Source organism: Microcoleus sp. PH2017_09_SFU_O_A (genome assembly GCF_020738625.1).
In the GTDB taxonomy this organism is placed as follows: Bacteria; Cyanobacteriota; Cyanobacteriia; order Cyanobacteriales; family Microcoleaceae; genus Microcoleus.
The window spans coordinates 969-15,685 of record NZ_JAEQCF010000053.1; the positions used below are offsets into that span (position 1 = coordinate 969).

Annotated in this window: 12 protein-coding genes; 5 read left to right on the forward strand and 7 right to left on the reverse strand. The window is 46.6% G+C overall.

Annotation, left to right across the window (positions count from 1 at the left end; translation table 11 throughout):
• On the forward strand, positions 1-1,287 hold a 1,287-nt coding region (locus tag JGK16_RS19960), incomplete at its 5' end, for a calcium-binding protein (RefSeq protein WP_293192007.1).
• Between the two features lie 421 nt (positions 1,288-1,708).
• On the opposite strand, the gene JGK16_RS19965 is transcribed toward JGK16_RS19960, so the two are convergent.
• Positions 1,709-2,656 (reverse strand): LysR family transcriptional regulator, encoded by a 948-nt coding sequence (locus JGK16_RS19965; RefSeq protein WP_293192009.1) that lies wholly within the window; start codon positions 2,654-2,656, stop codon positions 1,709-1,711.
• 202 nt (positions 2,657-2,858) lie between these two features.
• On the opposite strand from JGK16_RS19965, the gene JGK16_RS19970 reads away from it, so the two are divergent.
• Positions 2,859-3,755 (forward strand): aspartoacylase, encoded by an 897-nt coding sequence (locus JGK16_RS19970; RefSeq protein ID WP_293192011.1) that lies wholly within the window; start codon positions 2,859-2,861, stop codon positions 3,753-3,755.
• A 1,461-nt stretch (positions 3,756-5,216) separates the two neighbouring features.
• Here JGK16_RS19970 and JGK16_RS19975 read toward each other — a convergent pair.
• Positions 5,217-5,360, reverse strand: a complete 144-nt coding sequence (locus tag JGK16_RS19975) for a hypothetical protein (protein WP_293182746.1) — start codon at positions 5,358-5,360, stop codon at positions 5,217-5,219.
• Between the two features lie 402 nt (positions 5,361-5,762).
• Entirely contained in the window at positions 5,763-6,407 is a 645-nt protein-coding gene (gene tmk / locus JGK16_RS19980; protein ID WP_293182744.1) for a dTMP kinase, read from the reverse strand.
• A 104-nt stretch (positions 6,408-6,511) separates the two neighbouring features.
• Here tmk and JGK16_RS19985 point away from each other — a divergent pair, with 104 nt between their 5' ends.
• On the forward strand, positions 6,512-6,859 hold the full coding sequence (locus JGK16_RS19985; RefSeq protein WP_293158409.1) for a hypothetical protein: 348 nt from the start codon (positions 6,512-6,514) through the stop codon (positions 6,857-6,859).
• A 92-nt stretch (positions 6,860-6,951) separates the two neighbouring features.
• Here the strand turns inward: JGK16_RS19985 and JGK16_RS19990 are convergent, their stop codons facing one another.
• Complete coding sequence (locus JGK16_RS19990; RefSeq protein WP_293192013.1) at positions 6,952-9,471, reverse strand: heavy metal translocating P-type ATPase; 2,520 nt, start codon at positions 9,469-9,471, stop codon at positions 6,952-6,954.
• 429 nt (positions 9,472-9,900) lie between these two features.
• Here JGK16_RS19990 and JGK16_RS19995 point away from each other — a divergent pair, with 429 nt between their 5' ends.
• Entirely contained in the window at positions 9,901-10,083 is a 183-nt protein-coding gene (locus JGK16_RS19995) for a DDE transposase family protein (RefSeq protein WP_293157588.1), read from the forward strand.
• A gap of 123 nt (positions 10,084-10,206) precedes the next feature.
• On the opposite strand, the gene ctpC is transcribed toward JGK16_RS19995, so the two are convergent.
• The 3 genes from ctpC to ispG all read right to left on the reverse strand — a co-directional run bounded on the left by ctpC (position 10,207) and on the right by ispG (position 13,120).
• On the reverse strand, positions 10,207-11,562 hold the full coding sequence (ctpC, locus tag JGK16_RS20000) for a carboxyl-terminal processing protease CtpC (protein WP_293182738.1): 1,356 nt from the start codon (positions 11,560-11,562) through the stop codon (positions 10,207-10,209).
• 86 nt (positions 11,563-11,648) lie between these two features.
• Entirely contained in the window at positions 11,649-11,894 is a 246-nt protein-coding gene (locus JGK16_RS20005; protein ID WP_293192015.1) for a hypothetical protein, read from the reverse strand.
• Positions 11,895-11,896: 2 nt separating this feature from the next.
• Positions 11,897-13,120 carry a (E)-4-hydroxy-3-methylbut-2-enyl-diphosphate synthase gene (gene ispG, locus JGK16_RS20010; RefSeq protein WP_293192017.1) on the reverse strand — a complete coding sequence of 408 codons (1,224 nt, stop codon included), beginning with the start codon at positions 13,118-13,120 and terminating at the stop codon, positions 11,897-11,899.
• Positions 13,121-13,349: 229 nt separating this feature from the next.
• On the opposite strand from ispG, the gene JGK16_RS20015 reads away from it, so the two are divergent.
• Positions 13,350-14,696 carry a serine/threonine-protein kinase gene (locus tag JGK16_RS20015; protein ID WP_293192019.1) on the forward strand — a complete coding sequence of 449 codons (1,347 nt, stop codon included), beginning with the start codon at positions 13,350-13,352 and terminating at the stop codon, positions 14,694-14,696.
• The last annotated feature ends 21 nt before the right edge of the window (positions 14,697-14,717 follow it).

The following is a 14,717-nucleotide window of genomic DNA, read 5'->3' on the forward strand; positions in this document are numbered from 1 at the left end:
ACAACTCCGACTCCGGTAACAACTCCGACTCCGGTAACAACTCCGACTCCGGTAACAACTCCGACTCCGGTAACAACTCCGACTCCGGTAACAACTCCGGCGGAAAGTCCAACTCCGGCGACAACTCCGACTCCGACTCCAAATCCTGTTGACTCTGACAGCATTGGTGGCGGTAATGCCGACGATCGCACTTGCGACGAAATTACCTTACCTGCGATCGATTCAATTCCAGGGCCGAATTCAGTCGATCGCACTTTCAACGGCACTGAGGGCAACGATTTCCTCATCGGTAGCAATCTCAACGACGCTATCAACGGTTTCAACGGGAACGACATTCTGCTGGGCGGAAGCGGTAACGACAATATTTATGGCGGGCGGCCCAGCAATATCCCTCTTGGCCCGAATGCAGACAAAGACTTGTTATTTGGCGGCAGAGGTAATGATTACCTCAACGGGGATGCCGGCGACGATCTCATTTTCGGTGGTAAAGGCGATGATGTGGCGATCGGTGGCAAAGACGATGACTTGATTTGGGGTGACAAGGGAAACGACACTCTGGTGGGGGCTGAGGGTAACGACTGCTTGTTTGGAGGCAGTTTTGACCCGTCTAGTCCTGACTCGAACGGACGCGATTTGCTGTTTGGCGGTGCTGGCAACGACTTCTTGAATGGGGGAGATGCTGCGGATACTCTCAGTGGTGGAGAGGGCAACGATACGCTGTACGGCGGCAAGGGCGATGACGTTCTGGTGGGGGGTACGGGCAACGATCTGCTGTTGGGCGATCGCGGCAGCGACAGCATTTGCGGCGCCGATGGGGACGATACTATTTTCGGCGATCGCGCGATTCCCTACGGGATAGCTACGCTTCACGACTTAAACGGATCTCCAGATTCCCTCTGTGGCGGTGCGGGTAACGATTTGCTGTTTGGTAACGGCGGTAATGACAACCTCTGCGGTGATGAGGGCAATGATACTCTGTACGGCGGTAAGGGTGATGATACTTTGACTGGGGGTTTAGGTAACGATATTCTCAGTGGTGGCATTGGGCGCGATCGCTTTATTTTAACCGCAGGTGAAGGCAGCGATGTCATTGCTGATTTCACTAAAGGTGAAGATTTGCTAGTGTTAGCGGGCGGTTTAACTTTTGCTCAACTCACTATTACCCAAAGCCCTAATGCAGGTGCGATCGCGATTTCTCAGAACGGTCAACTGTTGGCTACGGTCAATAAAGTGGCTGGTAGTGCGATCGATCGCAGTGATTTTATCCTGTTTGGGCGATCGAACTAGCCGTAGGGTGCGTCAGTTTAATCTCAATCATCACGGACAATCTCGGAACTGACGCACCATGGAATAAATGGTGTGTCAGTTCCGAGATGATGAATTGGTCGCGAAAATCTCACGCTTCTGACACACCCTACTTCTACGAATACAGTGGCTGGTAGTGCGATCGAGCGCAGTGATTTTATCCTGTTTGGGCGATAAAATTAGCCGTAGGGTGCGTCAGGAAAGAGCATTCTCACATACAAAAAATCCCATTCTGACGCACCATTTATTCTGTGGTGCGTCAGTTTTTAGATTGTCATATCGTTTCCGGTTGTATGGGAATGATTTAACCGCAGAGGGCGCAGAGGACACAGAGAGAGAATAGAGAGATTAATAATAATTCCTATGCAACCGGAAACGATATCAGTTTGTCGCAAAAATCTCTCTAGCTGACACACTCTACTTCTAATTCTGACGCTGAAATAATCGATGTTTCCGGCTGATAAATTGAGAGGCTTTTAATAATCTCCAGAAATTGCTGCAAAATAGTCGATGAATCATTCTGCCGCCAAACCGCAGTTAAGTTAGTGGTTGTCGTTTGTTCCAGAATCGGACGATACACCACTCCTTTGCGTTGAAGATTCTGGACGTGAGATGGCAGAATACTAATACCAGTTTCGCCTGCAACCAACCCCAAAATCGTGACCATAAAGACGGCTGTTTGAACAACTTTCGGCACAAATCCTGCTTGCGAACATAGATGGTAAATTTGTTCAGACAAACCCGCCACAACTTGATGCAGGGGCATGACAAATTCTTCATTTTTTACGTCAGCAAGCGAAATTTGGGATTTGGCTGCCAGCGGATGGTTTTTAGGTAAAACGGCGACAAGTGGTTCTTCCGTGATAGACATCGTTTCTAAATCATTGTCTTCCGAGATTTCGTGGTAGAGATACAGAAAAATGATATCAGTTTGGCGATCGCGCAATCTCTGAATTAGAAAAGCACTATTTTCTTCCTGTAAAATCAGTTTTACCTCTGGATATCGCTGTCGAAACGTTCGCAGCATCTCTGGAAAGACACCATTCGCGATCGAACTCGTAAAACTCACCGTCAAGTGACCCAATTCACCTTGATGAATGCGCTGGGTTTTATGTACCCCTTGTTCTAACAGTGCCAGAGTTGCACGAGATTCTTCTAAAAACGCCTGTCCTGCTGGAGTTAGCCCAATTGGGTGACTTTTGCGATCGAATAGTTGCACGCCCAATTCAGTCTCCAAATCTTTAATTTGGTTGCTTAGGGGCGGTTGCGAAATGTGCAATCGCTTTGCCGCATTGGTAAAGCTCAGTTCGTCTGCCACTGCAATGAAGTAACGGAGATGGCGAAGTTCCATAGATTTTAGATGTTAAACTTTAAACTTGGAAATGAATAATTACTATAGCGGTTATTGAGTAGATACTGCCATACTTCTTGAGTATATTCTTATATTAAAAAAAGTATTTGACATCTAATAATAACTTGTTTATTCTGGAATTAATAGTTAGAAGGTTTGGCGAATAATTACGATTTTAATTATCACAAAACGAGGATTATTTATGTTGTCGCACGTAATTCGACGAGTTGCAGTTGTCGGAGGAACCCACGGAAATGAGTTAACAGGAGTTTACCTGATTAAGAAGTTTCAACAATTCCCAGACTTGCTGAAACGATCGACCTTTGAGACAGTTGCCTTATTAGCCAACCCGAAAGCGGTGGCGCTGAATCGGCGTTATGTCGATCGCGATTTGAACCGTTGCTTTAGCCGCGCAGATTTGGCTAACCCAGACTTGACGGGTTACGAGGACACACGCGCTAAGGAAATCTCCGCCCAACTATGTCCTAAAGACCAAAACGGGGCTGATTTCATTATCGACCTCCACAGCACAACGGCGAACATGGGGCTGACAATTTTACCGTCTAGCAAACATCCATTCAATTTACAATTATTAGCCTATTTAAGCGAACTCGATCGCTCAGTTCGAGTTTGTTTCCGAGATGAGGATGGTCAGGATTCGCCAATGTTGCGATCGCTATCTGCTTTTGGTTGCACGATAGAAGTTGGGCCCATCGCCCAGGGAGTCGTTAATGCCCATCTGTTTCAGCAAACCGAAAGGCTGGTTCGCACCATTGTAGATTATCTCGATGCCACAAATCGGGGCAATCCGCTAGTTATACCATCATATTTAACTGCATATCAGGCGATCGTTTCCGTAGACTACCCGAGAAATGCTGTAGGTGAAATGCAAGCCACTATCCATCCCCAACTTCAGTTTAAAGATTACGAACCCTTACATCCCGGTGAACCGATGTTTCTCACATTTACGGGAGAATCGCTCCCCTATCAAGGAGAATCTACAGTTTTCCCTGTATTCATTAACGAAGCTGCTTATTATGAAAAGCACATAGCGATGCTTTTGACGAAAAAACAACAGCTTCACCTTGAAACTGCATAAAATCCTGTCCCGTCAATTACCAGCAATAAAAAAGGTTTGTAGTGAGGACTTCAGTCCGCATCCATCCCAGGACAGAATTTCCAACTATTGAACCAATCTTACTAAGGTTTGTAGTGAGGACTTCAGTCCGCATCCATCCCAGGACAGAATTTCCAACTATCGAACCAATCTTACTAAGGTTTGTAGTGAGGACTTCAGTCCGCATCCATCCCAGGACAGAATTTCCAACTATCGAACCAATCTTACTAAGGTAATTCGAGCGGACATGATAGACAGCCTTTCTCAAAAATATGAGGTATGACTGAAAGCTTATATAACGACGAAACTAAGAGGGCTAAAGCCCAACTACATACCTCATCTTTCGATCGGGCATGATAGATATAACTCCCCAATGATTCAAAATATGACTTTTATGACATTAGGGTTATGACTTTTATGAATTCAAACAATGAATTTATGAAGTGACGTATCATCTCGCCTGTGTAATAATGTTAATTAACTTCAAGTCAATAAGTATTAGGTAAATGTAGGCAAAAAGGTGTGGGTAGATGGTGGGTAGGTAGGGTGAGAGGTAGTGAGCAAATCCCCCCCAAGTATGTTGGCGATGTAATCGGGCTTTAAGGGGCTGTTTTTACCCTTTTCCGGGGCTAATAAACGCGAGATGCTATCGGAAATGAATGATTTTGTATTACTGCGGGGAATGTGTACTACAGGAAGCGGTAGGTAGGTTTGTTTTGGCTGTTTATTCAGGGTGAAAACCCCATATGCAGATTACATATGGACTATCGAATGGGAATATAGACAATAAAAAACCCGCCTTATTAGGGCGGGCTGGATTGGGGGGGGTTAGATGTCAGTTAGTTGAACCGTTGTGTCAATCCCTAGGTAATGGCGTTGGATGACCTCTACGCTGTTACCGCAGGCGGTAGCTAACAGAAGTAAGTCAGTGCCAGCGTGGGCTTGTAGGGTGATGAACGTATGGCGGGTATGGTAGATAGATAAGCGAGAACTTATCGCGCCAGAATCAGCCAATCCCGAAACAATACCAGGGTAGACGTACTTAATACCATTCTTTATTGAATTCCTATGGTCTCAGGGACGTGGTTGCTTTTTGCTTGCATATTCAGTTTTCAACGTTCTGTAAGGGCTTAAATTTCTATCAGGCTTCTATCAAACTAGCTGTTTATTCCCACCTGATAGTCAATATTTAATGTACATATGTAGGTTATAGTATGAGTATAGCAGGTTGTTAGCAAGTTGAGTACATTTTGACAACAACAGCCAACCCAAATGGGATAACAGTCTAGAAACCACAGCAGCAACTATTCCGAAACATTAGACAAGATTGCAAAAGTCCTTATTAATCAAATTTTGGGACGGGCTAGAAGCCCATCCCACAAGAAAAAAGATTTTTGTGGGATGGGCTTCTAGCCCGTCCTAAATATTTTTGCAAGAAGTCTATTAGCCGATCGCCCTACAACCCCACGAATCTGTCTTCTGGGAGGCTTTGGGAGCCCGATCGACCAAATACCTGTCAATTAAACTGGTATTTTTAGCTTGGGGATTTATGGCAATTACTCGCGTTTCTGTAGACTCAGCAGGCAATCAGGCGATCGCCCCTGGAGATTTCCTCTCTGTTTAGATATCTGGTTAGCAAAAAAAATCGGTAGTGCTGTCCCCACGGGCGAATCTTGTATACAAGACAACACGCTTGCGATAAGACTGTCTTGCGGATAACAAGGATGTGAAAAAGAGACACTGCGATCGATCTCTGGGCAGCCCTATCATCAAAAAAGCTTAACCCAAGCGTATGGGAATGTATTCAGGTTTTAACCAGTAAAGTGCTGGGATTTTTTGTCGGTTAATTTCGGTTAATTATATTCACGGCGCTGGGACAAAAGGAAGAAACCGGGTTTTTCATCGATATTGAGAATTTTTAGGAAATATTTCCTAAAAAACCCGGTTTCTGGCCGCCTATGTCATTCTAATTTTCCGAATTGGGATTATTTAGTATCCCCAAACTTCTAACTTGTGACTTACGATACCTTGAATTTGCTGGGCGATCGCATCTTCAGGGCGATCGGCATCGATCCGGAAAATTCGAGATTTATGTTCCTGTGCCAACTCCGTAAAACCTTGCTGTACGCGCTTGTGAAACTGCAAATCAGCTTGCTCGATCCGATCGCGCTCTCCTCTGGCCCTTACCCTTGTCAAACCCGCCTCCACATTAATATCCAGCCACAAAGTCAGATCGCTTTCCAAGCCGCCGGTGGCAATTGCATTCAACTGCTTAATTAAATTTAAATTAAGATTGCGGCCGTAACCCTGATAAGCAATCGTGGAGTCTGTAAAGCGATCGCATAAAACAATCGTTCCTTTCGATAACTCGGGTTTAAGAAAAGTTTCGACGTGCTGAGCGCGATCGGCAGCGTACATGAGTAATTCTGCTACATCAGATACAGATTCACCCGGATCTTGTTTGAGTAACAAATGCCGCAGTCCTTTTCCCAACTCCGTACCCCCCGGTTCGCGAGTAGCCACCAACCGGACTTTCTGAAAATAACTTACTTGCAGCCAATGTATCAATCGCTGCATTTGTGTAGTTTTTCCAGCACCTTCTACCCCCTCAAATACGATAAGTTTGCCCTTCATTGCCTAACTTTGCACCTCAATAAAATAAATATGAATCCTCCCGTATATCTGTTCTAGGTTCGGTATGATAATAAAGTCTCAGTGCCTCATGGTTGGAGTTTTCTATGGCTCGCTATACTGGTTTTTTTATCGTTGCAGTTCCGATCGACCGTCTCCGTCAATCCCTGATTGAAATTTTAGAGTCATGCAATCTTGATATTATCTACAATACAGGAGATTCCCTGATGGCTCGCGAACTTCCGGGTCAAGTTTCGATTCCGAAACTGGTCACCGCCGAAGTCCTAATTGAGAAAAACACGGCTAGTGACTCAGAAGTTCGCATGAACTTCGTAATCAAAAACGAGGAATTGCCCCTGCAAACCAATAACCACTGCCGTCAAATGTTCGAGCTAGTCAGTCGTTCAGTTATGAAAAACAATAACTGGCGGCTTTTGGAGAGTATGGCACTGTAGCCATAAATCATTAGTCATCAGTCATCAGTCATCAGTCATTAGTTCCTGGCTAATGACTAATTACTGATGACTTTTATTTGGAAGGTCTAAATTTAACCTCGAAACTTCCGGCGCAGCAGCAAAGAATTGGTAACAACGCTAACAGAACTAAACGCCATAAATGCGCCTGCTGCCGCAGGACTGAGTAAAATTCCAGTTGCAGGCAGCAAGAGACCGGCCGCAATTGGAATTCCCAGAGTATTATAAGCAAAAGCCCAGAATAAATTTTGGCGAATCTTATTAAAAGTAGCGCGACCAAGGTCGATCGACTCAACAACATCCATCAAAGCATTTCGCATTAGCACAATTTGAGCAGTCTCAACCGCGACATCAGTCCCGCAGTGCAAACCGATACCGACATCAGCTTGAGCCAAAGCCGGGGCATCATTGATTCCATCTCCCACTACAGCCACTTTACAGCCTTGGGCTTGCAAACTGGCGATCGCCCGAGCCTTCCCCTCCGGTCGCACTTCGGCCAAAACATCAGCAGCCGCCAAACCTAGCTGCTGCGCCACCACCAACGCCGCCGACGCCGTATCGCCCGTCAGCATGATTACCCGCAATCCCATGCCCCGCAGGCGATCGACTGCCGCCTTAGCATCTGGCCTCAGAGTATCTTTTAGCCCGATTACCCCCAGCAAAACACCCCCAGAAGCCACGTAAACCGCCGTTTTGCCTTGGCAAGACTCCAAAAGTTCCGCAGCCACAGCGACGCCCTGCTGGTTCATCCACTCAGCATTCCCCGCGAACACCCGCTGGCCCTCCACTAAAGCAGAAACCCCGAAGCCCGGTTCCGTGTAGAAATCATCAGCAGGTAGCAGCGGCAAACCTTGCTGTTGAGATTCCCGCAAAATCGCCGCGGCGATGGGATGACAAGCGCCTCTTTCGACTGCTGCGGCAATTTGCAGCAGTTTTGAGTCAATTGTGGAAATTGTGGAAATTGTGGAACAGATATCTTGTTTGTTTCCCACATTAATATCCGAGTTCAAATCCAACTCTGAATTCTGGAAAATCGGCAAATAATCAGTGAGTGTGAGATTTCCAGTTGTCAGAGTCCCAGTTTTGTCAAAAACCACAGTATCTAATTGATGCACTCGTTCTAAAACATCGCCACCGCGAATTAAAAGTCCGCGCTCCGCCCCGATGCCAGAACCGACTAAAATTGCAGTTGGGGTAGCCAGTCCCAAAGCACAAGGACAAGCAATGACTAAAACTGCGATCGCCAATTTCAAACTTAACAGCAAAGGCGATTGGTAATCGGTAATTGATAATTGATTTCCCATGCCCAATGCCCCATGCCCCATGCCCGATGCCCCATGCCCCATATTGTGTCCTAAAAGCACAGAAGGCCAAATATGAGTTCCGGCAAAATACCAAAATAGGAAAGTTAAAGCCGATATCGCCATTACGCCATAGACAAAATATCCGGCGACAGTATCAGCTAAGTGTTGAATCGGCGCTTTGCGAGTTTGGGCGGCTTGTACCAAAGCCACCATTTGAGCTACAGTTGTTTCCTGACCGGTGCGAGTTGCCCGCATCACAACTGCCCCGGATTTATTAATAGTTCCCGCCGCGACTGTATCTCCTGGTTGCTTCAAAACTGGCATCGATTCGCCAGTCAGCATCGATTCATCTACGGTTGTTTTACCTTCGCAGACTTCGCCGTCTACCGGAAATTTTTCACCGGGTAAAACTTGCAGCCATTCTCCGACTCGGACGCGATCGGCTGGAATTTCAATGTATTGTGGATTGTAGACCGCAGATGTCGAGTTTGCAGGCAATTCTTGAGAGTCCAAATCTAAAATCGGCAGTTTAAAATCAACTAAGCGGGCTGTCGCTGGTTGTAGTGCGATTAAAGCTTGCAAAGCTGATGCAGCGCGCCGTCTGGCTTGCTGTTCGAGAGTTTTGCCCAACAAGATAAAGCCCAAAAGCATCACCGGTTCGTCAAAAAAGCACTCCCATCCCATGCGTGGAAACAGCAGCGCCGCATTGCTAGCCGTGTAAGCCGTGACTGCGCCTAAAGCTACCAAAGTGTTCATGTTTGGTGCGTTTCGCCACAAACTGCGACAGCCGTCAACGATAATCGGGCGGCCAGGTAGCAGCAATGCGAGGGTGGCGAGTCCCCAGTGAAACCAAATGTTGCTGAGAATTGGGGCTTTGGTGCCGAGTATGTGTCCTAAACCGGATAGAATAATTAGAATAAGGGCGATCGACAATTGATTGATTTGCTGTCGAATTTCTTGCCGCCGCCGTTCAATTGCCGCCGCTTCTGCTTCCCGCTGATTTTCACCTAAGCGAGACTGAGAGGGAAATCCGTTATTAGTCAACTTTTTCGCTAAAGCCTCTGCATCGACAGTCCCCGGTTGACACTCAATTGTTGCGACTTCTACGGCCAAGTTAACGCAAGCCGAAATTACGCCTGAATGCTGCATGAGTTGGCGTTCAACTGATGCAGCGCAACCCGCACATTTCATCCCACCGACATCGAAAGTAACAACTTCTGGCGGGGGAGATTCTTTAACTGGGATGATTTGTGATTGATTTTCGGGGACTGTTTTGGGAATAAATTGCATGGGTTTCTTCGGTATTGATTAGAATATTTTGGTGAGAACAGAAAGTGCATTATATCAATTCCGTCTAGCCGAGTAATTATTCATCTCTCTCTTCTCTCCCTCTGTGTCCTCTGCGTTCTCTGCGGTTAAATAATTCCGATACAACCAGAATTGATATAATGCACAGTTTAGACAAATGTCTATATTTTTATCATAGATAAAATTTCTGGCATCTTCCGAAAGTGTTAGTTTTTTTTAATTCTTATCTTAATTCTGAAGATTGGATGTACGGTTGAAACTGTATCTATACAGACACTCACGCACTCTAAGAGGGGGTTGAAGATTAGACGGTAATTGTCTTTAGTCCGATTGGCACGGACATCGTTTGTACAGACGCGGTTTCAACGGTACGATTAGTTAGTATTGAACTTTTAGGTGAGAAATTTAGCTATGACAGAATCAGATAAATTTTATATTGTCAAACGTCCTGCTGGTAATTGCGAGATTTTGCCGGCCCAAATCGCACAGCAAAGCCCCACTATTATAGAACAGTGGGGCCCTTACGATTCTGCTGAAGATGCGATCGCCCGACGCATCGGTTTAATTCGCGCTGGTAAATGTCAACCGAAATAAACGAACTTGGAAGGACTAAAGTCCTCACTACAAACCAGGTTCGTAGTGAGGACTTTAGTCCTTCTTTGCAGGTTCGTAGTGAGGACTTTAGTCCTTCTTTACTGAAGTTTTTGTGACTAAAAACTACTTAGATTTAGCAGGTGCCGCACTCGGTTTAGACTGCGCCGCAGCGGGCTTAGAAGGCGTCGCCTGCGGTTTCGACTCAGCCTTACTATCTCCTGTTTTACCAGTAACTTTATTGGTCAAAATTTCCAAAGCTTTCGCGTACTGCGGATCTGCCGTCGTAGCAATTTTATCGCGATCGCGCCGCAACTCCTGTTTTTGAGCGTCAGTGAGTTCAACCTGAAAATCAGGTTTAATTCCCATGTGGTTGATATCAGTGCCGTTGGGAGTAAAATACTTGGCAATTGTCACCGCCAAACCGGCACCATTTCCCACACCGCGTACTGACTGAACCAAACCCTTACCAAACGTCTTGGTTCCCACCAAAACCGCGCGCTTGTTGTCTTGCAAAGCGCCGGATAGAATCTCGCTAGCACTTGCTGAACCGCCGTCTACGAGGACAACTAAAGGTTTGTCGGTAATCTCTCCTTTGTTTGCGGTTTGTCGATCGGCTTCACCGACGCGATCGACCGTAGAGACGATCGTACCTTCTTTGAGCCACATCCGAGCAATTTCAATACTGCCGTAGAGCAACCCACCCGGATTGGAACGCAAGTCTAGAATATAACCCGTCACCTTTTTCTGTTCCAAATCCTTAATTGCCGATCGCATTTCCGATGCAGCGTTCGCGCTAAACTGATTTAAGCGAATATAGCCGATTTCGCCGATCGGGCTTTTCTGCACCGACTTCCGCACGGGATGAATTTCAATTTTAGCGCGTTTCAGCTTAAAATCTATTTCCTTTTTGTCCCGCAAAATAGTCAGAGTCACCTCAGTATTAGCCTGGCCGCGAATCAAACTTACCGCTTGATTCGTATCCATCCCTTCAGTAGTTTTGCCATCAATCTTAGTAATGATATCTTTTGCTAGAATACCAGCAGTAAAAGCAGGAGTATCCTCAATGGGAGAAATCACCACCAACTTCTTAGTTTTCTCATCTTGAGTCAACTGAATCCCAACTCCTGTGAGTTCACCAGAAGTTTCAACCTGCATATTTTTGAACTCTTCCGGGTTCATAAACCGCGTATAAGGATCGTCCAGCTTCTTCAGCATTTCTCGAATTGCTTTATAAGCTTCCTCATCGCTAGTATAAGTCCGGTTCAAATAATCATTCCGCACCGCTTTCCAGTCAACCTGGTTAAAAGTGCCATCAACATAACTTTTGTCAATAATCTGCCAAACTTCATCAACCAATTCTTTAGGACTTCCCCTAAAAGAAGCCAGGGATTTAGAACTGCAACCAGTGTTGGCAAGAGTTGCAGCAGTGAGTAACACCGCTGCTGCACTTAGAACAAGCCCTCGTTTTGTTATAACCATTTGTCTGACGCGCGGGAGGAAAAGAGTTCAGAATAATCACGCCCAATCTAACACAGGCAAGGCTTGGTCGGATTTTGGATACATATTTATTCAACTTTGCCGAGTTGTATTCCCAAAAGCCACAGGCAAGATGCCTGTGCCACCACAAGAGTTGTGGGGTGGGCATCTTGCCCGCCCCCAAAAGCCACAGGCAAGATGCCTGTGCCACCACAAGAGTTGTGGGGTGGGCATCTTGCCCGCCCCAAAAGCAACAGGCAAGATGCCTGTGCCACCACAAGAGTTGTGGGGTGGGCATCTTGCCCGCCCCAAACCTCAAAACTATATCCAGTCAAGCCTACTCTGGTTCAAACCAGCGATCGTCCGACTTAATCAAATTAATCAATTCTGCCACACCTTCAGACTCAGGAACCTTCTTAATTTCATCCCGGCCGCGGTACAGAGAAATATAACCCGGTTGCTTCCCCACATAGCCATAATCAGCATCAGCCATTTCGCCCGGCCCATTGACAATACAGCCCATCACTGCAATATCCAAACCCGTGAGATGCTTCGTCGCCTCTCTCACTTGATGTAACACTTCCTCCAAATTAAACAAAGTGCGGCCACAGGAAGGACAAGCCACATACTCAACCATAGTTTTCCGCAATCCCAAAGCTTGCAGAATGCTGTAGCAGACAGGAATCTCCTTTTCCGGCGCCTCAGTCAGCGAGACGCGGATAGTATCGCCGATACCGTCAGCCAACAGCGGTGCGATACCAGCCGTGGATTTGATGCGCCCGTATTCGCCATCGCCAGCTTCCGTAACGCCCAAATGCAGCGGGTAATCCATCCCCAATTCGTCCATCCGGTGCGCCATCAAGCGGTAAGCAGCCACCATCACCGGCGCGCGGGAGGCTTTCAGGGAAATCACGATGTTGCGGAAGTCCAGGGATTCGCAAATTCTAATAAATTCCAGGGCCGATTCCACCATACCTTCCGGGGTGTCGCCGTAGGTAAACAGCATCCGTTCCGCGAGGGAACCGTGATTGACGCCGATTCGCAAAGCTTTACCTTGATCTCGCAGGGAAATCACCAGAGGTTCCAGGGTTTCGCGGATTTTATCCCCAATTTCCGCGAATTCCGCCTCAGTGTATTCGCTTCTGTCGGCTTTCGGCTTCTCGAACACGTAAAGTCCGGGATTGATTCTCACTTTGTCTACGTGTTTGGCGACTTCCAGCGCAATTTTCATCCCGTTGTGGTGGACATCAGCAACCAGGGGCACGGCTTGGTAGGTTTCGTGCAATTTTTGCTTAATTTCGGCTAAAGCTTTGGCGTGGGCCATACTGGGCACCGTAACGCGGACGATTTCGCAGCCAATCTCGTGCAGTCGCCGAATTCCTGCGACCGATCCGTCGATGTCGAGGGTGTCTTCGTTAATCATCGATTGTACGACGACTGGGTTGCCTCCGCCGATCGTGATACTGCCGACTTTGACGGGACGGGTTTTGCGGCGTTTGATGCTGGTGTCGAATACTGGTTGGCTAGATACGGTTTTAGTTGGATTGGGCAGAGTTTGCATAATTGATTGCTAGTTTTCTGTTACCAAGGTCTATAAAATTCTGTTTCCTGTTTTTTAGGTTGCCATAGAAATGACCTGTTTGGACAAAGAGGTTTCTCGAACTAAAAGCCAACCATCACCGGGAAGGCGAACTGAAGTTGAGCCGGTGGAACTAAACCCAACCTACAAAATACAGTTAAGATACAGGCTAGGCTGAGATAAACCTTGATATTGGTTGGCGGTGAGGGGAATGGTTTGGACACCGGGGCAGGGGTTAAATGGCGATCGGTATATTATTGAAGCCAAGTTAGGTGAGGGCGGCTTTGGCATCACCTACCTAGCGCAGAAGGCGCAAAACGGGGGGCGGGTTGTCATCAAAACGCTGAAAGATGAATTATTGAGCGATCGAAATTTTGCCCGGTATCGGGACAGATTCCGGGATGAGGCGCTACTGCTATCTTTGTGCAAACATCCCAATATTGTGCAAATAGACAACTATTTCATTGATGGTAATTTGCCCTGTATTGCGATGGAATATGTGGCAGGGGAAGATTTGTGGAAATTAGTAGAAAAGCGCGGCATCCTATCGGAAACCGAAGCTTTAAACTACATCCGCAAAGTGGGAGAAGCCGTAATGGTAGTTCACGAAAAAGGTTTGCTACATCGGGATATCAAGCCACAAAATATTATGGTTCGCGACAATCAAGATGCAGTTTTGATTGACTTTGGTTTGGCGCGGGGTTTTATTCCCGATCGCACTCAGCAAATGACTTTGGGGCTAACACACGGTTTTGCACCTCCCGAACAGTACGGGGAGATTGGCAGATTTGCTGAGTATACAGATGTTTATGCTCTGGCGGCAACGCTATACTATTTACTAACGAGGACACCGCCAACTCCTGCATATTTGAGGGTTTTAAATCATCCTTTAAAGCCGCCGTTTCAGATTAATCCTAATATTAGCGATGCGGTGCATCGGGCAATTATGAAAGGGATGGAAATGGATGCAACAAAGCGCCCTCAGTCGGTTCAAAAATGGTTGGCTATGCTTCCACAACCTACCCTTGGTAATTGGGGGCAAATAGGGGGTGTTTTGCCAACGATTCCTAGCCCACAGCCCGCGCCACAACGTGTAAATTTGATTTCAGCAAAAGGAGTCGATTATCGCAACCTCGATCGGCTGTTGGCTGGCGGAGAATGGCAAAAGGCAGATAAGGAAACGACGAATAAGATGCTGGAAGCAGCAGGCAGAACAGAGGAGAGGTGGCTCAGCATTGAAGAGATTGATCAATTCCCCTGTGAAGACTTACGAACTATTGACAAACTTTGGGTAAAATACAGTAACGGACGTTTCGGCTTTTCGGTGCAGAAACGCATCTATGAAAGTCTAGGGGGAACCAGGGAATATGATAAAAAAATTTCGGAAGCTTTTGGGGATCGGGTGGGTTGGCGTGTGAATAGTAACGAGTTGGATTATAGAGATCTCAAATTTAACACCAAAGCACCAGAAGGTCACCTCCCAGGCCGAGGACGTAAGGGGGGGTTAGCTTGTGGCTTGTTAAGTCTCTTCTCTCGCGTCGAGACTTGTAAGGTGTAACATCTAAAGGTTTCAGAACTT